Source organism: Micromonospora orduensis (genome assembly GCF_006228125.1).
Taxonomy (GTDB): domain Bacteria; phylum Actinomycetota; class Actinomycetes; order Mycobacteriales; family Micromonosporaceae; genus Micromonospora; species Micromonospora orduensis.
In genome coordinates, this window is the sequence record NZ_VDFY01000150.1 from 1 (window position 1) to 22,887 (window position 22,887).

Annotated in this window: 23 protein-coding genes and 1 pseudogene; 15 read left to right on the forward strand and 9 right to left on the reverse strand. The window is 75.0% G+C overall.

Annotation, left to right across the window (positions count from 1 at the left end; genetic code table 11):
* Positions 1–122: 122 nt before the first annotated feature.
* The gene (locus FHG89_RS13625) at positions 123–1,697 is read right to left on the reverse strand and encodes a bifunctional NAD(P)/FAD-dependent oxidoreductase/class I SAM-dependent methyltransferase (protein WP_139584747.1); all 1,575 of its coding nucleotides are present in this window, start codon (positions 1,695–1,697) and stop codon (positions 123–125) included.
* Positions 1,698–1,772: 75 nt separating this feature from the next.
* Between FHG89_RS13625 and FHG89_RS13630 the strand changes: the two genes are divergently transcribed.
* On the forward strand, positions 1,773–2,366 hold the full coding sequence (locus tag FHG89_RS13630) for a helix-turn-helix domain-containing protein (protein WP_139584748.1): 594 nt from the start codon (positions 1,773–1,775) through the stop codon (positions 2,364–2,366).
* Positions 2,367–2,403: 37 nt separating this feature from the next.
* Here FHG89_RS13630 and FHG89_RS13635 read toward each other — a convergent pair whose 3' ends face one another.
* Both FHG89_RS13635 and FHG89_RS13640 read right to left on the reverse strand, forming a co-directional pair.
* Positions 2,404–3,066, reverse strand: a complete 663-nt coding sequence (locus FHG89_RS13635; protein ID WP_139584749.1) for a response regulator — start codon at positions 3,064–3,066, stop codon at positions 2,404–2,406.
* A complete protein-coding gene (locus tag FHG89_RS13640) occupies positions 3,063–4,193 on the reverse strand; it encodes a sensor histidine kinase (RefSeq protein WP_139584750.1) in 1,131 nt (376 codons plus the stop codon). Before FHG89_RS13640 ends, FHG89_RS13635 begins: the two co-directional genes overlap by 4 nt.
* A gap of 144 nt (positions 4,194–4,337) precedes the next feature.
* On the opposite strand from FHG89_RS13640, the gene FHG89_RS13645 reads away from it, so the two are divergent.
* From FHG89_RS13645 to FHG89_RS13655, 3 genes are read left to right on the forward strand one after another with little or no spacing between them, the layout of a single operon-like run.
* Positions 4,338–5,327 (forward strand): carboxymuconolactone decarboxylase family protein, encoded by a 990-nt coding sequence (locus FHG89_RS13645; protein ID WP_139584751.1) that lies wholly within the window; start codon positions 4,338–4,340, stop codon positions 5,325–5,327.
* A 10-nt stretch (positions 5,328–5,337) separates the two neighbouring features.
* Positions 5,338–5,787 carry a DUF6220 domain-containing protein gene (locus tag FHG89_RS13650; protein ID WP_139584752.1) on the forward strand — a complete coding sequence of 150 codons (450 nt, stop codon included), beginning with the start codon at positions 5,338–5,340 and terminating at the stop codon, positions 5,785–5,787.
* Positions 5,784–7,526, forward strand: a complete 1,743-nt coding sequence (locus tag FHG89_RS13655) for a multicopper oxidase family protein (protein ID WP_139584753.1) — start codon at positions 5,784–5,786, stop codon at positions 7,524–7,526. The genes FHG89_RS13650 and FHG89_RS13655 overlap by 4 nt, the downstream gene beginning before the upstream one ends.
* A 69-nt stretch (positions 7,527–7,595) precedes the next feature.
* On the opposite strand, the gene FHG89_RS13660 is transcribed toward FHG89_RS13655, so the two are convergent.
* A complete protein-coding gene (locus tag FHG89_RS13660) occupies positions 7,596–9,323 on the reverse strand; it encodes a sulfatase-like hydrolase/transferase (RefSeq protein WP_139584754.1) in 1,728 nt (575 codons plus the stop codon).
* Positions 9,323–10,207 carry a CDP-alcohol phosphatidyltransferase family protein gene (locus FHG89_RS13665; RefSeq protein ID WP_139584755.1) on the reverse strand — a complete coding sequence of 295 codons (885 nt, stop codon included), beginning with the start codon at positions 10,205–10,207 and terminating at the stop codon, positions 9,323–9,325. Before FHG89_RS13665 ends, FHG89_RS13660 begins: the two co-directional genes overlap by 1 nt.
* Before the next feature lie 94 nt (positions 10,208–10,301).
* Here FHG89_RS13665 and FHG89_RS13670 point away from each other — a divergent pair, with 94 nt between their 5' ends.
* The 7 genes from FHG89_RS13670 to FHG89_RS13700 all read left to right on the forward strand — a co-directional run bounded on the left by FHG89_RS13670 (position 10,302) and on the right by FHG89_RS13700 (position 16,021).
* Positions 10,302–11,285 (forward strand): zinc-dependent alcohol dehydrogenase, encoded by a 984-nt coding sequence (locus FHG89_RS13670; RefSeq protein WP_139584756.1) that lies wholly within the window; start codon positions 10,302–10,304, stop codon positions 11,283–11,285.
* A 2-nt stretch (positions 11,286–11,287) separates the two neighbouring features.
* Positions 11,288–11,686 carry a 6-pyruvoyl trahydropterin synthase family protein gene (locus FHG89_RS13675; protein ID WP_139584757.1) on the forward strand — a complete coding sequence of 133 codons (399 nt, stop codon included), beginning with the start codon at positions 11,288–11,290 and terminating at the stop codon, positions 11,684–11,686.
* Positions 11,686–12,765 (forward strand): glycosyltransferase family 4 protein, encoded by a 1,080-nt coding sequence (locus FHG89_RS13680; RefSeq protein WP_139584769.1) that lies wholly within the window; start codon positions 11,686–11,688, stop codon positions 12,763–12,765. Before FHG89_RS13675 ends, FHG89_RS13680 begins: the two co-directional genes overlap by 1 nt.
* Positions 12,762–13,580 carry a class I SAM-dependent methyltransferase gene (locus FHG89_RS13685; RefSeq protein WP_139584758.1) on the forward strand — a complete coding sequence of 273 codons (819 nt, stop codon included), beginning with the start codon at positions 12,762–12,764 and terminating at the stop codon, positions 13,578–13,580. Before FHG89_RS13680 ends, FHG89_RS13685 begins: the two co-directional genes overlap by 4 nt.
* Positions 13,581–13,645: 65 nt before the next feature.
* Positions 13,646–14,581, forward strand: coding sequence for a lysylphosphatidylglycerol synthase transmembrane domain-containing protein (locus tag FHG89_RS13690; protein ID WP_139584759.1), 936 nt, complete (start codon positions 13,646–13,648; stop codon positions 14,579–14,581).
* A gap of 58 nt (positions 14,582–14,639) precedes the next feature.
* Positions 14,640–15,323: a GTP cyclohydrolase II gene (locus FHG89_RS13695; RefSeq protein WP_139584760.1), complete on the forward strand. Its 684-nt coding sequence runs from the start codon at positions 14,640–14,642 to the stop codon at positions 15,321–15,323.
* The gene (locus tag FHG89_RS13700; protein ID WP_139584761.1) at positions 15,320–16,021 is read left to right on the forward strand and encodes a RibD family protein; all 702 of its coding nucleotides are present in this window, start codon (positions 15,320–15,322) and stop codon (positions 16,019–16,021) included. Before FHG89_RS13695 ends, FHG89_RS13700 begins: the two co-directional genes overlap by 4 nt.
* Here FHG89_RS13700 and FHG89_RS13705 read toward each other — a convergent pair.
* Both FHG89_RS13705 and FHG89_RS13710 read right to left on the reverse strand, forming a co-directional pair.
* Positions 15,988–16,458: a hypothetical protein gene (locus FHG89_RS13705; protein WP_139584762.1), complete on the reverse strand. Its 471-nt coding sequence runs from the start codon at positions 16,456–16,458 to the stop codon at positions 15,988–15,990. The genes FHG89_RS13700 and FHG89_RS13705 overlap by 34 nt on opposite strands.
* Positions 16,451–17,689 (reverse strand): annotated as a pseudogene (locus FHG89_RS13710) (molybdopterin-dependent oxidoreductase); the annotation flags it as partial. The pseudogene FHG89_RS13710 and the gene FHG89_RS13705, both read right to left, overlap by 8 nt.
* Before the next feature lie 222 nt (positions 17,690–17,911).
* On the opposite strand from FHG89_RS13710, the gene FHG89_RS13715 reads away from it, so the two are divergent.
* Positions 17,912–18,976, forward strand: coding sequence for an NAD-dependent epimerase/dehydratase family protein (locus FHG89_RS13715; RefSeq protein ID WP_139584763.1), 1,065 nt, complete (start codon positions 17,912–17,914; stop codon positions 18,974–18,976).
* 193 nt (positions 18,977–19,169) lie between these two features.
* Here FHG89_RS13715 and FHG89_RS13720 read toward each other — a convergent pair whose 3' ends face one another.
* Entirely contained in the window at positions 19,170–20,564 is a 1,395-nt protein-coding gene (locus tag FHG89_RS13720) for a hypothetical protein (protein WP_139584764.1), read from the reverse strand.
* 145 nt (positions 20,565–20,709) lie between these two features.
* Here FHG89_RS13720 and FHG89_RS13725 point away from each other — a divergent pair, with 145 nt between their 5' ends.
* Genes FHG89_RS13725 through FHG89_RS13735 form a run of 3 tightly spaced genes read left to right on the forward strand, consistent with a single transcriptional unit; the run spans position 20,710 to position 22,762 of the window.
* Entirely contained in the window at positions 20,710–21,384 is a 675-nt protein-coding gene (locus FHG89_RS13725) for a glycosyltransferase family 2 protein (protein ID WP_139584765.1), read from the forward strand.
* The gene (locus FHG89_RS13730) at positions 21,381–22,061 is read left to right on the forward strand and encodes a TIGR04282 family arsenosugar biosynthesis glycosyltransferase (protein WP_139584766.1); all 681 of its coding nucleotides are present in this window, start codon (positions 21,381–21,383) and stop codon (positions 22,059–22,061) included. Before FHG89_RS13725 ends, FHG89_RS13730 begins: the two co-directional genes overlap by 4 nt.
* 11 nt (positions 22,062–22,072) lie before the next feature.
* Positions 22,073–22,762, forward strand: a complete 690-nt coding sequence (locus tag FHG89_RS13735) for a class I SAM-dependent methyltransferase (protein WP_139584767.1) — start codon at positions 22,073–22,075, stop codon at positions 22,760–22,762.
* A 7-nt stretch (positions 22,763–22,769) separates the two neighbouring features.
* On the opposite strand, the gene FHG89_RS13740 is transcribed toward FHG89_RS13735, so the two are convergent.
* The coding region (locus FHG89_RS13740) for an ATP-binding protein (RefSeq protein ID WP_139584768.1) at positions 22,770–22,887 on the reverse strand (118 nt) is incomplete at its 5' end.

Sequence of the window (22,887 nt, forward strand, 5' to 3'; positions counted from 1 at the left end):
CCTCCCACGCCCGCGCTCCCCGCCTGCGTCGATCATGGACGTGTGGTGCCCGGAAGATCATGGTCCGCCGGTTTTGTCACCTGGCACAACTCCATGATCGACGCACGCGGCGGCGGTGGGACTCAGCGGCGGCGGGCCACCAGAACCGCGTCGTGCAGGGTGACCGGGGTGCCCTCCGGGTCGGTGGCGGCGCGCGGGCGGGCCTCGGCGGTCACGATCTCCCAACGGGACGGGTCCAGGGAGGCGGCGACGTCCTCGGCGGTGTACATCATGTCCGGCAGGTGCATCCGCCGCGCCGACGTCCACAGGTCCGACGGGTGGTGCCCGACGACGAGCAGGGTGCCGCCCGGGGCCACCGCGGCGGCCAGCCGGGCGAACAGCTCCCGCCGCTGCTCCAAAGGCAGGTGCATGAACTGCGCCGACACCAGGTCGTACGCGTCCTCGGCCGGCGGCTTGTCGCGCAGGTCGGCGTGCGTGAACTCGATCCGGTCGTCGACCCCGGCGGTGTCGGCGTGCTCGGCGGCGCGGGCCAGCGCCGTGGTCGAGATGTCCACCGCGGTGACGGACCAGCCGCGCTCGGCCAGCCACACCGCGTCGGCGCCCTCGCCGCTGCCCACGTCCAGCGCCCGTCCGGGGCTCAGGTCGGCGGCCTCGGCGACCAGTTGCGGGTTCGGTCGGCCGCTCCACACCGTCGGCTTGGACCGGTAGCGCTCCTCCCACGCCGGCTCCTCGAACGCCGTTGCCACGATCTCCCGGTAGGCGCTCACCGCCGCGCGGGTGTCCTCGGCGATCAGGTCGGCGTTGATCGCCGCGCCGGCGGTGAGGCCGGCCGCGGCGGACGCGATGACCTGGCCACGGATGTCGGCCACGTTGCCCGCCACCCAGACTCCCGCGACGGTCGTCGCGCCGGTGGCGTCGGCCGGGATCTGGGTGCCGATGACGTGCCCGCCCATCGTCACCTCCTCCGGTGCCAGGCCCAGCCCGACCAGCAGGTCAGCGCGGGGAACCGTCCGGCTCGCGACCACGACCGCGTCGAGCGCCACCACCCGGCCGTCCGCGAGGCGTACGCCGGACAGCGCGTCCCCGGTCACCTCCACCTCGGCGACCGGCCCCGGCACCACGGCGATGCCCCGCGCGGCGAGCCGTTCGGCGGTCTCCTCGTCGGGTGCGGGGGCGTCGTGCAGCAGGAACAGCACCTGGTCGCTCCACTGTCGCCACATCTCGGCCTGGTGCACACCCATCGGCCCGGTCGCCAGCACGCCGATCCGCCGGTCCTGGACCTCCCAACCGTGGCAGTACGGGCAGTGCAGCACGTCGCGGCCCCACCGCTGGGCCAGCCCGGGAACGTCGGGCAGTTCGTCGGTCAGCCCGGTCGCCACCAACAGCCGGCGGGCCCGTACCGCGCTCCCGTCGTCGAGGGTGAGGTGGAATCCGTCGTCGTCGCGGGTGGCGGTGCGCACTCCGCCGGTGCGGAACCGCCCGCCGTACCCGGCCACCTCGCCCCGCCCGATGGCGAGCAGCTCGCCCGGCGGCGTGCCCTCGCGTCCCAGATAGTTGTGCACGTGGCCGGCTGGCGCGTTGCGCGGCTCGCCGGAGTCGATCACCAGCACCGACCTGCGGGCCCGGCTCAGTGCCAGCGCCCCGCTGAGCCCGGCGGCGCCGCCGCCCACCACCACCACGTCGTACGTCTCGTCCACGGGTTTCTCCCTCTGTCCATCGGTTCAGCCCCACCATCCGTCGCCGCTGACCAGATGGCAACTATCCTTGCCGTTATGGCAAACGAGGACTCTGCCGCACTGGCCGCCGTCGGCCCCCGGCTGCGGGCCCTGCGCCACCAGCGCGGGACCACACTGACCCGGCTCGCCGAGCTGACCGGCATCTCGGTGAGCACCCTGTCCCGGCTGGAATCCGGCAGCCGTCGACCCACCTTGGAGCTGCTGCTCCCGCTGGCCCGGGCCTACCAGGTGGCGCTTGACGAGTTGGTGGACGCCCCGGCCACCGGCGACCCCCGCATACGCCCCAAACCGATAGTCATCCACGGCGTCACGTTCCTGCCGCTGAGCCGCCGACCGGGCGGCCTTCAGGCGTTCAAACAGATCTTCCCGCCGGACCCGTCCGCCGGGGAGCGAACCCCGCAGACCCACGAGGGGTACGAGTGGCTCTACGTGCTCTCCGGCCGGCTGCGCCTGCTGCTCGGCGACCGTGACCTGACGCTCAACCCGGGCGAGGTGGCCGAGTTCGACACCCGTGTCCCGCACCTCATCCTCAACCCCGGCCCCGGCACCGCTGAGGCCCTCAGCCTCTTCGGTCCGCAGGGGGAACGGCTGCACGTGCGCGCCCGCCCCGCGAAGGCCGAGGAGCGGTAGGCGCTGGCCCGGCGCGAAGGGCCGAAGCCCGCGCGCGTCACCGGCGGCGTGGCGTGACCAGTCCCGACTCGTACGCCCACACGACCAGCTGGGCGCGGTCGCGGCAGTGCAGCTTCGCCATCGCCCGGTTGACGTGTGTCTTGGCGGTCAGCGGGCTGATCACCATCTGTTGGGCGATCTCGTCATTGGTCAGCCCTCGGGCGACGAGTTCGACGATCTCCTGTTCGCGGGCGGTCAGAACCTCGCGTCCAGCCGCCGGCTCGGTCGGCGGCGGGCCGGTCACGAACTCGCTGATGAGCGTCCGGGTGACGGCCGGGGCGAGCAGCGCGTCGCCGCGAGCCACGACGGCGATGGCCCGCAGCAGGTCGGCGGGATCGGCGTCCTTGAGGAGGAAACCGCTGGCGCCCGCGCGGAGCGCGGCGAACACGTAGGAGTCGAGCCCGTAGTTGGTGAGGATGAGGACGCGGACGGCGGCGAGGTCGGGATCGGCGGCGATGCGCCGGGTGGCGTCGATGCCGTCGAGCCCCGGCATCTGCACGTCCATGAGCACGACGTCCGGGCGCAGGCGTCTCGACAGGTGAACGGCCGATGCGCCGTCGGTGGCTTCGCCGACGACCTCCAGGTCGTCCTCGGCGTCGAGGAGTGCCCGGAATCCGGCCCGCATCAGCGCCTGGTCGTCAGCGAGCAGGACCCGGATCATGCGGGGCCGTCCACCGGGAACGTCGCCCGTACCGCGAATCCGCGGTCGTCGCGGGCGGCGGCCCGCAGGGTGCCGCCCAGCCCGGTCACCCGTTCCCGCATGCCCCGCAGGCCCACGCCCGGCGTGGTCGTCCGGTCCGGCGACGCCTGGCCGTCGTCGGTGACCGAGACGGTCAGCTCCGCCGGTGCGTACTCGACGTGGATCTGCGCGGTGGCGGGACCGGCGTGGCGGGCCACGTTGGTCAGGGCCTCCTGGATGACGCGGTACGCGGCCTGGTCGACCTCGGCGGGCAGCTCCCGGGGCTGACCGGTGACGGTCACCCGCACCGGTACGCCGGCCGCCCCGGTCCGCTCGGCGAGTTCGTCCACCCGGGCCAGTCCCACGCGGTCCCCGTCGCTGGGGGAGCGCAGGACGTCGAGCGTGGTGCGCAGCTCCCGCATGGCGGCGCTGCTGGCCTCCTGGATCGCCAGCAACGTGGCCGACGGTTCCTCGCCGTGCTTGCGGGCCAGGTGCACGGCGATCCCGGCCTGCACCTTGATCACCGAGATGCTGTGGGTCAGCGAGTCGTGCAACTCCCGGGCGATGCGCAGGCGCTCCTCCCCGGCGCGACGCAACGCCATCTCCTCGCGGGTGCGCTCGGCCTCGACGGCCCGCTGCTCGACCTGCTCCAGGTACGCCCGGCGCTGCCGCGCGACGAGCCCGGCGACGTTTGCCGCCACGAACCAACCCAGCAGGAGGGCGGTCCGCTCGACGATCAGCTGACCGGGCCGGTCGACGGGGGCGACCGAGATGTCGCGGGCCAGGAAGCCGCCGAGGAAGACGAGGCTGGCCAGGGCTGCGGCCGATCGGCGCCCCCGCCAGGCGGCGACGTAGACCGCGCCGAGGACGGGAAACGCGGCGGACACTCCGGAGTGGACCCGGACGTGCAGGGCCAGCATGGCGGCGGTCACCACGCCCAGCGCCAGCACCGGGTGCCGCCGGCACATCGCCAGGGCCGCCGCCATGGCCAGGACCAGGGCGACGTCGACCGCCCGGATCGTCGCGGCGTCCGGCGCGAGCGCGGCGTTGCCGAGCAGAAGGCCGCCGAGGGCGAGGCCGCTGAGGGCGTACGGCAGGTCGCGGCGCATGGGTCGAACTGTAGAACGGGCCGTCATCAGGGAGCATCCGCCGTCCGCGGTAGGTGGGCGTACCGCGGACGCGGTATCGGCGGCCGGGCAGGTGTCTGCGGCGGTACGACGTTTTCCCGGCCCGTCGAGGCAAGCATCGAGCCCATGACATACCGCTTCTTCACCCCCGCTCCGGCGAAGGCCGCGACCGGTCTGACCGCAGAGGTCTACCGGCAGTTGTCTGACGACTTCCTCGGGCCGGCGCCGACGTTCCAGGCACTCGCGGCCGTACCGGAGGTGCTGGCGGCGACCTGGGCGCTGACGCGCGAGGCTCTGCTCGCCGGGGACGTGTCCCGGGTCGACCGTGAGCTCGTCGCGTCGGCGGTGTCCCGGGCCAATCGTTGCCCGTTCTGCGTCGACGCCCACGTGATGCTGCTGCACGCGCTGGGCGAGCACGAGCTGGCCGAGACCATCGCGCGGGGTGGGACGCCACCCGGGCCGAGGTACGCCGAGCTGGTCGCCTGGGCCGAGGCGAGCCGCAGCCCGACAGCCACCGGCTGGACCAGCAGGTACGCCCCCGAGGTCACCGGCACCCTGCTCGCCTTCCACTTCATCAACCGGGTCGTCTCGGCGCTGCTCGACCCCGATCTGCTGCCCGGCGGCCTGCAACGCTCCCCGCTGGTGCGGTCGGTGGGGGGCCGGCTCTACGCCCGGACGGCCCGGGGGGCGAAGGAGCCCGGCTGCAGCCTCCCGCTGCTCGACACCGGCACGACGGCGCCACCGGCCTGGGCGCGGGAGAGCCCGGTCGGCGTCGCGTACGCGGCGCTGCGGAACGCCGCCAACAAGTGCGGGGACCTGCTGGGCGACGTGGCGCGCCAGACCGTCACGGCCACCGTGCGCTGGGAGGACGGGCGGTACCCGGCCCGGCCGTCGGACTGGGCGGTCGACCTGGTCCGGGACGTACCCGGCACGGACCGGGTCGGGACCCGGATCGCGTTGCTGGCGGCGTTCGCGCCCAGCGCGATCACTGTGGGCGACGTCGCGCTCTGGCGGCTCTCCCATCCGCAGGACGCCGACCTCGTGCGGCTCGTCGCGTACGGGGCGATCACCGCCACCGACCATGTCGCCCGGGCCCTGACCTCGGCGCACCTCTAGGAGGTCAACCATGCGCAAGGCATTCGTCATCGCCAGCATCCTGTTGCTCGTCTCGTTCGCCCTGCAGTTCGTCTTCGCCGCCGTGGGTGGGTTCACGAAACCCGCGGACGACGGCGCGTACGCCCTGCACAGCGTCAACGGCATGGCGGTCATCCCCGTTCTCACACTGCTCACCGCCCTGTTCGCCGCGCTGGCGAGGGCACCGGGCCGGATCATCGGACTGGCGGTCCTGCCGATCGCGCTGGTGGTCGTGCAGGCGCTCATCGCCATGCTCGCGAACGCGTCCACCGACGCCGCCGGCTCCAGCACGCCGCTCGGCCTGACCATCGCCGGGCTGCACGCGGTCAACGGAATCATCGCGGTGCACGTCGTTGTCGGCGTGGTGAGGGCGGCGCGACAGCTGGACCGACCGGAGCTGGCCGCCGCCCCCGTGCCCGTCCGCGAGGGGGAGCCGGCATGACGACCGGTTCGCTGCTCGCGGCGGATCTCGTGATCGCGGTCCTGGCGGCCGCCGGATGGCTGGGCGGCGGCGCGGCATCCGCCGCGCGACGCCGCCCGCTCGCGCTGGGGCTTGCGGTCTTCGCGCTGCTCGCCACACTCGCCCGGGCGGTCACGATCACCGCGCTCGCCCGCGCCGGCTGGTGGTTCGCGGCGGAGAAGGTAGTCATCGCCGCACCCCTGTCGCTCGCGGCGGTGGCCGTCGCCGGGCCGCGGTTGCCGCGGGCCGCCGGAGGCGACATCCGGTCCGTCGCGGTTCCGCTCCTCTTCGCCGGGTACGCCCAGAGCAGCGCACTGCTCGTGACGCTCCTGCACGGCTATCCCGTGTCGGCGGGCGTGGGACTGCTGGCCGTCGCCGGGGTGCTGGCGGCAACGGCGCTCTCGTGGCTCGCCCTCGGCGCGCGCCCGTCCCGGACGGTGTCCCGGGCGGCCCTCGGGGTGGCGGTCGCGGCGCTTGTCACCGGAACCGGGCTGGTCGTCGCCCCGGCCGCCGCGCCCGGCGTACCCCACGGTCATGACTATCGGGACGCGCGGACCGTCGGTGAGCCGACCAGGCGGTTCACCCTGACGGCCGCGACCGCCACGGTCCGGGCGGGCGGCCGGGACGTCGCGGCGTGGGCGTTCAACGCGCAGGTCCCCGGGCCGGAGCTGACCGGCACCGTCGGCGACGTCATCGAGGTGACCCTGCGCAACCGGGACATCGCCCGGGGCGTCACGCTGCACTGGCACGGGTACGACGTGCCGAACAGCCAGGACGGGGTGCCCGGCGTGACACAGGCGGCGGTCCGGCCCGGGCAGGAGTTCGTCTACCGGTTCCGTGCCGATCAGGTCGGAACGTACTGGTACCACACGCATTCGGCCTCCGACGTCGGCGTGCGGATGGGTCTCTACGGTGTCCTGGTGGTGCGCCCGGCGCCGGTGACCGGCGTCGACGTCACGGTGCCGGTGCACACCCTGGCCGGTGTGGCGCTACCCGAGCCGAGAACCGAGCCGGTCGAGGCGGGCGTGCCCGTGCGGCTGCGGCTGATCAACACCGACAGCACGACCCACAGGTACGCCCTGGCCGGGACCCCGTTCCGGGTCGCCGCGATCGACGGGTCCGACCTGCGGGGCCCGACCCCGCTGGTGGACACCGCAGTGCTGATCCCGGCCGGGGGACGCTACGACCTGGTGTTCACCGCGCCCGCCACGCCCGTGGCGCTGTTCGTCGACGGACGGGCCGTCCACTCGACCGGGCCGGTGTCGGCGACGACCGCCGCCTGGCCGGTGCTGGACCCGCTCACCTACGGGGTCAGCTCTGCGGCGCCGTGGTCCCGGTTCGACAGACGGTTCACCCTCGTCCTCGACCGCGGGCTCGACCTGCACGGACTGCTTCCGCGCTACGCCCACACCGTCAACGGCGCGGCCGACCCGGACATCCCGCCGCAGGTCGTCCGCCTCGGCGACGTCGTGCGGTTCACGATCGTCAACCGGTCCCAGGTCGTGCACCCGTGGCACCTGCACGGCCACCATGTCCTGGTGCTGTCCCGCAACGGCCGGACGGCGACCGGCAGTCCGCTGCGCTGGGACTCCTTCGACGTACGCCCCGGCGACGTGTGGGAGGTGGCGTTCCGGGCCGACAACCCCGGAATGTGGGCCAATCACTGCCACAACCTGGCGCACGCCGAGGCCGGGATGATGCTGCACCTGATGTATTCGTGAGCTCCGGTCGGCGGGGATCGCGGGACGGCCGCCGTCCAGCGCCGCCTGGCCGAGTGGTTCCGGTCGAGGTCACCGGGGGGCCGCGATCGGCGGCGTCGACGGCCCGAAGGTGGTCAGGAACCGGTCCCGGAAGGTGTCCATCGGCCACACCGGAGCGTCCGGCCCCGGGCGCAGTCCGGGCTGCCAGCCCCAGCCCGACACTCGGTCCAGCACCGCCGGGTCGCGCGCGACGATGGTGATCGGCACGTCCCGGCTGGCCCCCTCGCCGGTGACCACCGGCGCGGGCTGGTGGTCACCGAGGAAGACCAGCACCAGGTCGTCGTCCCCGTACGTCCGCAGGTAGGAGACCAGCGTCTCCAGGGAGTACGCGATGGCCTGCCGGTAGCCGGCCCTGGCCCGGCCGGTGTCCTCGGCGTCGCCGCCGTCCTCCGCTGCCTGGCCCCGGTAGACCGAGCCGTCACCCACCTGGTCCCAGCCGATCATCCGGGGCACCGCCGTCCACGGCGAGTGGCTGGAGATCAGCGGGATCTCCGCCATGATCGGACGGTCCGCGTCGGCGCGCACCGTCCGCTGGAAGAACGACAACGTGTACTGGTCGGGCATCGGCGCGTAGCTGAACTTCGGCCCCCGGTAGCCCATCGCCTCGGCGTCGTAGTAGCGGTCGTACGAGAAGAAGCCCTGCTCCGGCCAGGGCTGGGTGGCCGCCGGCAGCACCCCGACGGTCTGCCAGCCGGCCCGGCGGAACGCGCCGTTGAGGGTGAGCCGGTCGCTGGCCAGCAGGCTGCGGTGCCGTTGCTCGTTGTCCGTCCACAACCCCGACAGCAGCGTGTCGTGCGCCAGCCAACTGCCGCCGCCGAAGGTGGGGGAGGTGAGAAAGCCGCTGCGGGCCTCGTATCCGGCGGCGCGCAGCCGTTCGGTCCCCCCGTCGAGCACCGCGTTGACCTGCGGCGCCAGCTCCGGATCCTCGATCGCGTCCCGGCCGTAGCTCTCCACGAACGCGAGGACGACGTCCTTGCCGCGCAGCCCGGTGAGCAGTTGGTCGCCGGGGACGTCCTGGAACGGGTCGGCGGCGATCTGGGCGGTGAACCGTTCGCGGTCCCGCAGTCGCGCGTCCACCTGCTCGGCGTGCGCGCCGACCAGCGCGGTGACGCCGGTGTCGGCCACCGGCACGCCCGGGACGATCCGTACGCCCGCGACGGCGCAGACCACCCAGGCGACGGTCAGCGCCGCCACCGCCCGGGTCGCGGCCCGCTCGTGGTGGACCAGCAGCGCCGCCACCCGCCGCAGCGCCACGGTCGTCACCAGCAGCAGCACGCCGATCAGAACCACCGCGCCGACGGCCGCGCCGACCGCGCCGGCCCGGCCGGCCGAGTCCCTGACGAAACCGAACGCGTCGTCCAGCAGCAGCCAGTCCAGCACCAGGTCGAACGGCCGGTCCAGGGCCGTGCGGAAGCCCAGGTCGGCGAGCTTGACGATGGCCAGCAGGCCCAGCAGTGGCCCGACCACGGCCACCACCACCCGCCGGGGCCGCGCCGGCAGCGCCAGCAGCAGCGCGGCGACAAGCAACCCCTCCAGCGGGATGCGCAGGAACGCGCCGGGCGTCAGCTCGCCGAGTCGGTCCGGGCCGACCAGCACGGCGTACACCAACCCCACCGCCAGCACCGCGCCCACCGCGCGCCGCGCACGGCCGCGCCCCACAGGCGACACCCCGGGGGTACGCGGGGACGCGTCGCCGGCCACAGCGGAGCGCGGGAGCAGCCGGCCGGCCAACCGGCGCAGCCCGGCGGAAAGGGTCATCACAGCCTCCAGTCGGAGTGGACCGTACCGCCCGAGCGGACCGCCATCGCGCGCACCGGCAGCAGCGGCGGCACGACGACAGGCGTGTGCCCACCCGAGGGCAGCAGGGGCACCGCCACCGGAGCGGAGGCCAGCGGCGCGACGACAGTCGTGGGGGCCGCGACGGAGACCGACGCCGGGCGGGGCCGCCGGGCCGCCGGGCGGCGCCGCCACCGCCACGCCACGTCACGGCCGAACGACTCGACAAGCAGCGCCAACGCCACCACCAGCACCAGCGTCGTCCACGGCTCCGGCAGCACCCGGGCCGCCGCCACGGTCAGCAGGACGCCCTGCGCGGCGGCCACCACCTTGCGCCAGAAGCGCGGCGGCAACGGACCGTCCAACCAGGGCAGCACCGGCATCGCGGCGACGAACGCGTACCGCATCGCGCCGATGGCCAGCACCCACCCGCCCTGCGCGGACGCGACGTACGCGCTGAGCACCAGGATGAGGAACGCGTCGACCTCCATGTCGAAGCGGGCGCCGAGCGCGCTGACCGTGCCCGTGCGCCTGGCGACCCGGCCGTCGACCGCGTCCAGGAGCAGCGCCACCGCGCTCACCGCCACCAGCAGTGGCACCGGCGTGGGCCGACCGAACGAGTCCGCCACCAGCGCGGTGACCGCGCCCACCAGGACGCCCCGGGCCAGCGTGACCCGGTCGGCGGGGCCGAGTCGCGACGCGCCGGCGCGGTCCAGCCCCCGACTCAACGCGAGGCAGGTGATGACGGCGTAGGCGGACCCGACCAGCCAGCCGGCGCCGCCCAGCCCCACCGTGGCGGCCAGCGCCGCCAGCACGGCCAGTTGAGCGCTCAGCCCGATCACCGGACCACTTCGAACTGTGGGCACCGTACCTCCGTGTTTATGATCGACGACCCCGACAGGGAACACGGAAACCAGGGCCGTTCGGTTCGACCGGGACAAAAAGGTGAGGTGCGCGACGGTGATCCGCGAGGCGTACGCCTGCTGGGTGCGCGAGCCCGGCGTGGCCGAGATCCGGCCGGTGCCGCTGCCCACGCCGGGCCCCGACGAGGTGCTGGTGCGGGCGCGCTACTCCGGGGTCAGCCGGGGCACCGAGACGCTTGTCTTCGCCGGTCGGGTGCCCCCCGACCAGTACGCGGCGATGCGCGCGCCCTTTCAGGAGGGCGACTTCCCCGGGCCGGTGAAGTACGGCTACCTCAGCGTCGGCGTGGTCGAGCAGGGGCCGGCGGAACTGCTCGGGCGCACGGTCTTCTGCCTGCACCCGCACCAGAGCGCGTACGTCGTGCCGGCCAGCGCCGTGGTGCCGGTGCCGGACGACGTGCCACCCGCCCGGGCCGTCCTCGCCGGCACTGTGGAGACCGCGGTGAACGCGCTGTGGGACGCAGCGCCGCTGGTCGGCGACCGGGTCAGCGTCGTCGGCGCCGGCATGGTGGGCTGCTGCGTGGCGGCGCTGCTCGCCCGGTTCCCCGGCGTGCAGGTCGAGCTGGTCGACACCGACGCCCGCCGCGCCGGGGTCGCCGGGGCGCTCGGCGTCGGGTTCGCCCAGCCGTCCGACGCGACAGGCGACCGGGACCTCGTCGTCCACGCCAGCGCCACCGCCGCCGGGCTGCAACAGTCGCTCGACCTGCTCGTGCCCGAGGGCACGGTGATCGAGCTGAGCTGGTACGGCGACCGCCAGGTGCAGGTGTCGCTGGGCGGGGCGTTCCACTCCGGACGGCTGACCGTCCGCAGCAGCCAGGTCGGCATGGTGGCGCCCGCGCGACGGGGGCGGCGCAGCTACTCCGACCGGCTGGCGCTCGCCCTGGACCTGCTCGACGATCCGGCCTTCGACGCGCTGATCACCGGCGCGTCGCGGTTCGCGGAGCTGCCCAACGTGCTCGCCGACCTCAGTACGGGCGACCTGCCCGCGCTCTGCCACCTCATCACCTACGACGACGGGGAGTGACAGTGTTCAGCGTGACCGTTCGGGATCACATGATGATCGCCCACAGTTTCCGGGGCGAGGTGTTCGGCCCGGCCCAGCGCCTGCACGGCGCGACGTTCGTGGTCGACGCCACGTTCCGCCGGCCCGACCTGGACGCCGACGGCATCGTGGTCGACATCGGCCTGGCCACCGAGCAGCTGCGGGTGGTGCTCGGTGAGCTGACGTACCGCAACCTCGACGACGAGGCGGCGTTCGCCGGGGTGAACACCACCACCGAGGTGCTGGCCCGCACCATCGCCGACCGGCTGGCCGAGCGGGCGCACGCCGGCCAGCTGGGCGCGGGCGCGCGCGAGCTGACCGGCATCACGGTCACCCTGCACGAGTCACACATCGCCTGGGCCAGCTACGAGCGGTCCCTGTGATCGTCACGGGCTGGACGGCGCCCACCGGCGGGCCGGACACGACCGGCCGTACGGTGCACGTCGTCCTGCCCGGCGACATCGACGACCCGGCCACGCCCAGCGGCGGCAACGCCTACGACCGGCGGGTCTGCGCGGGGCTCGACGAGCGGGGCTGGCCGGTGCGCGAACACCCGGTCCCCGGGGCGTGGCCGCACCCCGCTCCGGCCGACCGGGCGCGGCTGGCCGGGCTGCTCGCCGCCCTGCCGGACGACGCCGTCGTGCTGCTCGACGGTCTGATCGCCTCCACAGTGCCGGACCTGCTCGCCCCGCACGCCCGGCGGTTGCGTCTCGTCGTCCTCGTGCACCTGCCACTCGACGACGAGGCCGAGGCCCGCGCCCTGGCCACCGCCCGGGCCGTCGTCACCACAAGCGAGTGGACCCGCCGGGCGCTGGTGGCCCGCCACCCGCTGCTGGCCGACCGGATCCGGGCCGCACCGCCGGGGGTGACACCGGCGCCGCCCGCGCCCGTCTCCACCGCCGGTGACCGGCTGCTCTGCGTCGCGGCGGTCACCCGGCACAAGGGCCACGACGTGCTTGTCGACGCGCTGTCCACCCTCGCCGGGTCGTCCTGGACGCTTGTCTGCGCGGGCACCCTGGACCGGGAGCCGGATCTCGTGCACCGGCTACGCGCGCGGCTGGCCGCCGCGGACCTCACCGAACGGGTCCGGCTGGCCGGACCGCTGACCGGTGCGGCGCTGGACGCCGCGTACGCCGCCGCCGACCTGCTGGTGCTGCCGTCGCGCGGCGAGACGTACGGCATGGTCGTCACCGAGGCGCTGGCCCGGGGCCTGCCGGTGCTGGGCACCGAGGTCGGTGGCCTGCCGGAGGCGCTCGGTCACGCGCCCGACGGTGACGTGCCGGGGCTGCTGGTCGCCCCGGACGACCCGGCCGCGCTGGCCGGCGCGCTGGCCCGCTGGCTGGCCGACGACGCGCTGCGTGCCCGGCTGCGGCGAGCCGCCCTGGCCCGCCGCGACACCCTGACCGACTGGCCGGTGACGATCGCGTCGCTGGCCGCAGTGCTCCAGGAGGTGGCGGCATGACCGTCGAGGAGACCATGCCGTTCGCCGACTGGCTGCGCTTGCGCGAGCCCGCCGACGCGGCGGCCCGCGCCGAGGACCTGCTGGACGTCGTCCGGACCCGGCTCACCGGCGACCGCCCGACGGTGGTCCACGACCTGGGCAGCGGCACCGGGTCGATGAGCCGCTGGCTGGCCGCCCGGCTACCCGGCCCGCAGCACTGGATCCTGCACGACCGTGACGCCGACCTGCTGGCCCGCGCCGCCGAGGGCATGACCGACGTGACCGCCGCCGACGGCGCCCCGGTCACCGTCAGCACCCGCTGCGGGGACCTCACCCGGTTGACCGCCGCCGACCTGGCCGACGGCTCGCTGATCACCGCGTCCGCGCTGCTGGACATGCTCACCGCCGAGGAGGTCGACCGGGTGGTGGCCGCCTGCGTCGGCCGGCCCACCCTGTTCGCGGTCTCGGTGACCGGGCGGGTCCGGCTTACCCCGGCCGACCCGCTGGACGAGGCGGTGCGGGCCGCGTTCAACGACCACCAGCGTCGTACCGTCGACGGCCGTCGGCTGCTCGGACCGGACGCCGCCGCCGTCACCGCCGCCGCGTTCGCGCGCCGGGGCGTCCAGGTGCGGGAACGCCCCAGCCCGTGGCGGCTCGGCCCCGAACACGCCGACCTGGCCGCCGAATGGTTCCGCGGTTGGCTCGGCGCGGCCCGCGCCCAGCGCCCCGACCTCACCGGCCCGACCCTGGCGTACGCCCAGCGCCGACTGGCCGACGCGGCAGCCGGCCGGCTCACCGTGCTGGTCGAGCACCGCGACATCCTCGCCGAAGGATGAACTGATCGCGCCCTGGGTACGTGCACTAGGGCAAGTGGACGATCTTCACAGGGAGGCCGGCGCCGATGGTCTGGGCCTGGGCACGAGTGGTCGGCGGGGTGGGTCTGCTCGCCGTCCTGCTGTGGCAGGTGGGTGGCGGCCCGTTCCTCGCCGGGGTACGCCTGATCGACCCGCCGGCACTGGCCGCGGCGCTGGTCATCGGCGTGCTCACCACGGTCTGCGCGGCCTGGCGGTGGAGCCTCGTCGCCGGCGGTCTGGGCGTACGGCTGCCGTTGGCGACAGCGGTCGCGCACTGCTACCGGGCCGTGTTCCTCAACGCCACCCTGCCCGGCGGGGTGCTCGGCGACGTGCACCGGGCGGTGCGCCACGGCCGCGACGCCGGCGACGTCAGCCGGGGCATCCGCGCGGTCGTCTGGGAGCGGACCGCCGGCCAGGTCGTCCTCGTGGGTGTGGCGCTGGTGGTGCTCGCCGCGTTCCCGTCGCCGGTGCGGTCGTACCTGCCGGTCGCCGCCGCGCTGCTTGTCGTCGCGGGACTGGTCGCCGTGCTGGCGGCGCGGGCCCTGCCGGACGGCGGTCGGTCGCGGTGGGTGCGGGCGCTGCGGACCGCCGTGGACGACGTACGGGCCGGGCTGCTGGCCCGGCGCACCTGGTTCGGGGTGGTGGTCGCCTCCGCCGTGATGGTGGCCGGTCACCTGGCCACCTTCCTGGTGGCGGCGCGGACCGCCGGCGCGGACGCCCCGCTGTCCCGGCTGCTGCCGTTGACTCTGCTCGCCCTGCTGGCCATGGGGCTGCCGCTGAACATCGCCGGGTTCGGGCCACGCGAGGGGGTTGCCGCGTGGGCGTTCGGGGCGGCGGGGCTCAGCGCGGCCCAGGGCGTCGCCACCGCCACCGTCTACGGTGCGCTGGTGCTCGTCGCGAGCCTTCCCGGCGCCGCCGTGCTGCTGGCACGGCGGACCCGGATTCCCCGCACCCGGGAAGTCACGTCCGGCGATGACTGTTGAGCCGGTTGTGAGACGGTACGCGTCACCGCGGGACGGTGACGCCGGACAGAGGAGTCCCATGCCCGAAGCATTGCCGGTCGCCACGATCCGTACGCAGGTCACGGTGCCGCTGGTGTTCCCGGACGGCTACGCCACGACCGTGCGGGTGTTCACCTTCAAGGGCCTTGTGGACGGTCGGGAGCACCTCGCTCTCGGCCTCGGCGACTGGGCGGGCGCGCTGGACCGCCTCGCCGCCGGCGACGAAGCCCCCCTGGTCCGCCCGCACAGCGAATGTCTGACCGGCGACGTGTTCGGCAGCCAGCGCTGCGACTGCGGTCCGCAGTTGCGTGAGGCGGTGCAGCGGATCACCGAGACCGGCGGGTTCCTGCTCTACCTGCGCCAGGAGGGCCGGGGCATCGGCCTGTACGCCAAACTCGACGCGTACGCCCTGCAGGACGCCGGCCTGGACACCTACCAGGCCAACGTCGCGCTGGGCCGGGGCGAGGACGAGCGGGACTACAGCGCCGCCGCGCAGATGCTCGTCACCCTGGGCGTGCCCCGGATCCGGCTGCTCAGCAGCAACCCGGACAAGGCCGAGCAGTTGACCCGCCTCGGTGTGGATGTCGCCGAGCGGGTGCCCACAAGCGTCTTCCTCTCCCCGGCCAACGCCGTATACCTGGCGGCGAAGGCGGCCAAGGCGGCGGAGACCGAGGCGGCCGAGGCCCTCGCGGGCCTGACGTCCGAGCGGCCCGACGTCCCGTGAGCGGCCGGCCGGCGCGGCCGTACGTGCTGCTGAGTTGCGCCACCTCGATCGACGGGTACATCGACGACTCGTCCGAGCGGCGGCTGCTGCTGTCCAACGAGGACGACCTGGACCGGGTCGACGCGGTCCGGGCCAGCTGCGACGCGATCCTGGTCGGCGCCGGCACGGTCCGGCGGGACGATCCCCGGTTGCTGGTGCGCTCCGCCGAACGACGGGCGGAGCGGGTGGCCGGTGGCCGGCCGGCGTCGCCGGTCAAGGTCACGTTGACCGCGCGGGGTGACCTCGACCCGACCGCCCGGTTCTTCACGGCCGGGGACGCGACCCGGCTCGTCTACTGCGCCTCGTCGGCCCTGGACAAGACCCGGGAACGGTTGGAGCGGGCGGCCACCATCGTCGACGCGGGCGAGCCGATCGACCCGGCCTGGCTGGTGGCCGACCTGGCGGCGCGGGGCGTACGGCGGCTCATGGTGGAGGGCGGCGGGACGGTGCACGCCCAGTTCCTCACCGCCGGCGTCGCCGACGAGCTGCACCTGGTGGTGGCCCCGTTCTTCGTCGGCGACGGCCGGGCGCCCCGCTTCGTCGGCGAGGGGAGTTTCCCCTGGCACGCGGGCCACCGCGCCCGGCTGGCCGAGGTCCGGCAGATCGGTGACGTGGTCCTGCTCCGCTATGCGCTGTCGGACCGCTTCGGCGAGGCCTGACGACGCCGCAGGAGGTACGTGACCGCGCTGAGCAGGAACAGCGCCGCGCTGAGCAGGAGCCACCGCATCAGGTACGGCCGCTGGTCCTGACCGGTGGCCGCCAGGTGGGTGGTCTCGCCCAGGCGCAGGATGCCGGGGGAGAAGACAAGGAACAGCAGGGCGCTGCCGAGCGCCGGCGCCCGGAGGTGGTTGAGCAGCGTGACCCGGCCGCGTGCCAGCGCGCGCAGCCCACGGTCGACGGCCGCGTACACCGGGAAGAGCACCAGATCGTGGGCGATGACCGCGCCGAGGAACCACAGCAGCATCCGGCCGGCGGTCGCCTCGTGGGCCAGCCGCAGCGCCACCCAGCCGGCCAGCACGAGGGCGGCGGTCACCACGACGAGGTGCCAGGGCGCGGCGCCGTAGCGGGCGCGCAGCCGGGCGGCCCGCTCAGCCATCGGTCCGGCCCTGGAAGTCGATCTCGGCGACCCACTTCGTGCAGTGCACTCCGGGCAGGGCGGGCACGATGACCCGGGCTGGGTAGCCGTGGTCGGGGGAGAGGTCGACCCCGTTGACCCGCAGGGCGAGCAGCGCGTCCGGGTCGAGGACCTGGTTGGACGCGAGTACCGCCGTGCGGAACAGTCCGGCCCGCTCCAGCGACGACACCCGCGCCGAGGCCGGGTCGGGGACGCCGGCCCGGGCGGCCAGGTCCCGCAGCCGTACGCCGGTCCAGGCCTGCCGGGTCGACCAGCCCTCCACGCAGGAGATCGGCAGCGCGGCGGTGTGCTGCGCCATGGCCAGCAGCGCCGACCGGTCCAGGGTCATCGTGCGGCCGCCGCCACGCAGGGTCAGCCGCCACCCGGCGCCGGTCTGCTCGGGGCGTACACCGGCGGCGGCGACGGTGCGGTTGACCGGGAAGCCGTTCGGTCCCGGGCCGGGTTGTCGGCCCCGGGGCAGCAGCAGCGCGGTGCGGCGCAGCGGGCCGTCCAGGCTCTGCCCGATGGTGAGGACGGCCAGCAGCAGCGCCCCGCCGCCGACCAGGCCGACCGCGCCGCGCCTGCTGACGGTGGCCGGCCCGGGTTCGGTGGCGACCAGCCCGTCCGGGTCGGGTGGCTCGGGTCGGGTCGCGGCACGTGAGGTCCGCAACTGCGCGCCGAACGGTCGGGACCGCAGGGCGGTCACCAGCCGGGGGAACTTGATGACCACGTGCGCCACGAACGCCCCGGTGAAGATCCAGGCGCCGAAGTAGTGGGCGGTGTAGAAGTCGAAGCCGAACACGTACGAGTACTGGATGTTGAGCAGTCCCGTGGCGATCTGGAAGAGGATGCCGCCGACCAGCAGCAGCAGTGTGAGTCGTTCCAGCGCCTGGGCCAGCGAGCGGACCGGCGGCCAGTCGAAGAGCTTCGGCAGCACCGACCACAGCTTGCCCAGCACCACCGGGATGAGCACGATCCCGAGCGTCACGTGTAGGCCCTGGGTGACCCGGAACAGCCAGGACGGTCGCGTCGGCCAGTCGAAGGCGGGCAGCCGCAGCCAGCCCACGTCGGTGGGGAACGCCTGGTCGAACTGGGGGCCGTAGGCGACGTAGTCGAGCAGCCCCGTGATGATCACCAGGGGCAGCGCGACGAGGAGCGCGGTGCCGTACACCGCGGTGAGCCAGGGGCCGCGCAGCGGACTGCGCCAACTCCGCTCGATCGTGTCCACCCCTGGTGGTTTCGGAGGCACCGCCGCTCCTTCCTGACCGCCGTGGTTGGCGGTGGGACGCACTGCGGGAAGGCTAATTCGCACGGGTGCGGCCTGGTCGGGTTTGCCGCATTACCGAACGCTTACCGGGCCGGCACCTGTTGTGAACTCCTTACGGTTCGGGCGAACCGGCCCGCCGGGCGGCCGTCCCGCCCTACCGTGACCGGAATGCGGGTACTGGTCACCGGCGCGGCCGGGTTCATCGGATCGCAGGTCGTCGACCTGCTCGTCGAGCAGGGCCACGAGGTGGTGGCGCTGGACGCGCTGCTGCCCCAGGCGCACGGCGGGGAGCCTCCCGTCTGGTCGCGCGGGCACGACCTGGCGCGCGGCGACGTCCGGGACGGCCCCCTGCTGGACCGGCTGCTCACCGGGGTGGACGCGGTCTGCCACCAGGCGGCGATGGTCGGTCACGGCCTGGACCCGTCGGACGCCCCCGACTACGTCACGCACAACGACTACGGCACGGCGGTGCTGCTGGCGGCGATGCACCGCGCCGGGATCGGCCGGCTGGTGCTGGCCAGCTCGATGGTGGTGTACGGCGAGGGGCGCTACACCTGCGTCGGTCACGGCACGGTACGCCCCGCGCCCCGGCGGCCCGAGGACGTGGTGGCCGGCCGGTACGACCCGACCTGCCCGCACTGCGATCTCGGCCTCGACCCGGCGCTGGTGCCCGAGGACGCTCCCCTGGAACCACGCAGCACGTACGCCGCGAGCAAACTCGCCCAGGAGCACCTGGCGGCGGCGTGGGCGCGGCAGACCGGCGGAGCGGTCTGGGCGTTGCGCTACCACAACGTCTACGGTCCCCGGATGCCCCGCGACACCCCGTACGCGGGGGTGGCGTCGATCTTCCGGTCGGCGCTGGCCGCCGGCGAGGCGCCCCGGGTGTTGGAGGACGGCCGGCAGCTACGTGACTTCGTGCACGTCACCGACGTGGCGCGGGCCAACCTGCTGGCGCTGACCAGCACCGCGCCGCCGGCCACGCTCACCCCTGTGAACGTCTGCTCGGGCGAGCCGCACACCGTCGGCGAGTTGGCGGTGACCCTCGCCGAGGCGATGGGCGGCCCGGCCCCCCAGGTGGTCGGCGGCGCCCGGGCGGCGGACGTCCGGCATGTGGTGGCCGACCCGCGCCGCGCCGCCGGCCTGCTCGGCTACACGGCCCGGGTCGGTTTCGCCGAGGGGGTGGCCGGCTTCGCCACCGACCCGCTGCGCGAACCGGCCGCCGTCGCCGGCTGACCACCACAGCGTCGCTGCTGGCCGCGTCGTCCGGCGTGCGTCCGTGCCGCCCCGTCCGTCTGAAGGCCACTCCTCGATGAGCGGTATGACCGTGTGGCATAAATATGACCCACAGTCATATCGCTCAACGGGGTACGCGCCCCCTCAGCGCCTCCGGGGATCACCATGACGACGGGGCGGGCCACACCGACGGCTAGGACACCGTCCAGACGAGATGGTTGACGGCCAGCGCGGTGGCCGCCTGAGCGGCCAGCCACCAGCGCCGCGACCCCGCCGGCAGCCAGGCCGTGGCTACCAGCAGCCACACGACGAACGGCAGCCAGATCCGCTCCACCTCGGCCTTGCTGAGCCCGGACAGGTCCGCCCCGAGCACCGCGACCAGGGCCGCCAGCGGCAGCAGCACGGTCGGGCCGGCGTCGCGGGCCGCGGCGGCCACGCGGGCCGGCAGCGGCCCACCCGACGCCTGCCACCGCGAGCGGGCGGCCGACAGCACCCGGCGCAGCGCCGGCCCGAGCACCGGCCCGGCGCTGAGCAGCAGCGCCGCCAGGTTGGCCCACACCCAGTAGGCGTACGGACGGTCGGCCGCCCAGCCCTGGTAGTACCGCTCGACGACCAGGTGGTAGCCGACCCACCACTGGAAGCCGGCCGCGACGAAGACGGCCGTCACGGCGGCCACGCCGGCGCAGGCGGCGAGCAGGGCACCCCACCGGTGGGTACGACGCAGCGCCAGCACGGTCAGCGCCAGCACCCCGACCAGCAGAAACCCGTACGAGAGGTGCAGCGCGAAGCCGAGCGCGACGCCACCGGCCGCGGCGGTGACCCGGCCGCGTACCGCCAGCAGGGCCAGCCCGGCGGCGACGACGGCGGCGAAGATCCCGTCGGCCGAGGCGCCCACCCAGACCGCACCGGGCAGCAGCACCAGGAACGGGAGGACCGCGCGGGCGGCGTCGGCCGCGCCGAGTGCCCGCAGTGTCACAGGCACCGACACCGCGACCGTGGCGCCGAGCAGCACGCACGCCAGCGCGGCGGCGGCGCCCCCGCCGAGGCCGACCCGGTCCAGCCCGACGAAGATCAGCAGCGCGCCCGGGGGATGGCCGGCGGTGTGGGTGGACCAGGCGTCCGGCTGGAAGTCCAGGATCCGGTCGGTGAAGCCGGCCAGCGTCGCCCGGACGTCGGTGACCCGGGGAACCTCGTGCAGGTACTCGGCCTGCGGCGTCAGCCGCTCCGCCAGGCCCGCCGACCAGCCGTCCACCAGGGCCAGCGACAGCGTCCACGCCACCGCCGTCAGCCACGCGACGCCCAGCAGGAGGCCCCAGCGGGCCGTGCGGGCCCACCGCGCGCCCCAACCCACCACCCCGACCGCGACCAGCAGCGCGGCCGGGCTGCCCCAGCCGACGTGTGGCCGCCACGTCCCGTACAGCGGGGCGGCGTCGGCGTGCAGGCCGGCGCCGCGCGCGTTCAGCACCGCGCCCACCACCACGGCCGCGGCGAGCAGCGTCGCCTCCACGCCCAGCGCCAACGGGTCGCCCAGACCGCGGCGGGTAGGCGTCCGCCCGGGGGCGGTGGGGGAGGCGGTGGTCGAGGTCATGACCACCGGACGGTACGGCGACGGCCGACCCTCGCGCCGTGGAACCGCCGGCCCGTCACCGGACGGTAAGAAATATCCCGGTGGTAAGGGTTCGGTAAGCACATTCCGGCCTCCGCCCACCGGGTGCCGTCCTAGCGTCGGCGGTATGGCGACTCAGATCGACGTGGTGCTGCCCTGCCTGGACGAGGCGGCCGCGCTGCCCGGCGTGCTCACCGCGCTGCCGGCCGGTTACCGGGCCATCGTGGTGGACAACGGCTCCCGCGACGGCTCGCCCGAGGTGGCGGCCCGGCACGGCGCGCGGGTGGTCCACGAGCCCCGCCGTGGCTACGGCGCGGCGGTGCACGCCGGCCTGGAGGCCGCCGACGGCGACCTGGTGTGCGTCCTCGACGCCGACGGCTCGTTCGACCCGGCCGAGCTGCCCGCCCTGGTGGCGCCCGTCGCGGCCGGTGTCGCGGACCTCAGCGTCGGTCGGCGGCGACCGGTCGGCTCCGGGGTGTGGCCGTGGCACGCCCGCGTCGGCACCGCGCTGGTCGCCGCGCTGCTGCGCCGCCGGGGCGTACCCCTGCGGGACCTCAGCCCGATCCGGGTGGCCCGCCGCGACGCGCTGCTCTCCCTCGGGGTCACCGACCGGGCCTTCGGCTACCCCCTCGAACTGCTGATCCGGGCCGCCGCCGCCGGCTGGCGGATCCACGAACTGGACGTCACCTACGCGCCCCGGGCCGCCGGCACACGCTCCAAGGTGTCCGGTTCGGTCCGGGGCACCCTGCGCGCCACCCGCGACTTCGCCGGCGTGCTGCGGACCGTGGACGGCTCCCGGTGACCGTCCTGCTGGTGGTCGCGAAGGCGCCCCTGCCCGGTGCGGTGAAGACCCGGCTCTGCCCGCCGGCCACCGCCGAGCAGGCGGCCCGGATCGCCGCCGCCGCGCTGCGCGACACCCTGGACGCCGTCCGCGCCACGCCGGGCGTCACTCCGGTGCTGGCGTGCGCGGGCCGGCTGACCCAGGCGCAGGACGCCGCCGCGTTGACCGCCGCGCTGATCGGGTGGGACGTGCTGGACCAGCGGGGGACCGGACTCGGCGACCGGCTCGCCAACGCGTACGCCGAGGTGGCCGAGGCGTACCCGGGTCGGCCGGTGCTCCAGATCGGGATGGACACCCCGCAGCTGACCCCGGCCCGCCTGACCGCTGCCGTACGCCGGTTGCGTACCGCCGACGCGGTCCTCGGCCGGGCGGCCGACGGCGGCTGGTGGTCGCTGGGGCTGCGCGACCCGCGACACGCGGGCGTGCTGCGCGACGTGCCGATGTCGACACCACACACCGGCCGGGACACCTGGGCCGCGTTGAGCGGGCGGGGGCTGCGCACCGCGCCGCTGCCGGTGCTGCGCGACGTCGACGAGTGGCCGGACGCCCTCGCCGTGGCGGTGGAGGCGCCCGGGGGCCGGTTCGCCCGGCAGGTCGCGGCGGTCCGACTCACAGTGGTGCCCGGGGGCCGGCGGTGAACCCGGTCGGCATGGCCACGCGGGTCGTCGTCGTACCGGAGCCGACGGAAAGCGCCGGCGCGGACGGGTTCGCCGCCGTCCTCGCCGACCGGGCGGCCGACGGGCGGTGGCTGGTGTACGGCGACGGCGTGCGCAGACCGCTGCCGGTGGGCCGCTGGCACGGCGACGCCGAGCCGGCGGTCGCCGCGCTGGTCGGCCGCTGTGCCGGGCCGACGCTCGACCTCGGCTGCGGGCCGGGCCGGCTCACCGTCGCGCTGACCCGGGCCGGCCGCACGGCGGTCGGCGTGGACGTGTCGGCCACGGCCGTGCGGCTCACCCGCGCCCGTGGCGCGGTGGCGCTGCACCGTGACCTGTTCGATCCGCTGCCCGGCGAGGGCCGGTGGGCGCACGCGGTGCTGATCGACGGCAACATCGGCATCGGGGGTGATCCGGTCGCGCTGCTGCGCCGGTGCCGGGAACTGCTCGCATCCGGGGGCACGGTGCTTGTCGAGCTGGAGCCGCCCGGCGCCGGGCTGTGGCAGGGCCAGGCCCGGGTGGCCGCCGCGCACGGGACCGGCCGGCTGCTGCTCGGCCCGGCGTTCCGGTGGGCCCGCCTCGACGTACACGCCGTCCACCGGGTCGCCGGCGCGGCGGGGCTCGCGGTGCGGCAGGTGTTCCGGTGGGGCCGGCGCTGGTTCGGCGAGCTGACGCCCGGCCGCTGACGACAGGTCAGGCGACCGGAAGGTGCACCACGAAGCGGCAGCCGCCGACGACGTTCTGCACGTCCACCCGGCCGCCGTGCGCCTCGACCAGCCCCCGGACGATCGCCAGCCCCAGCCCGCCGGAG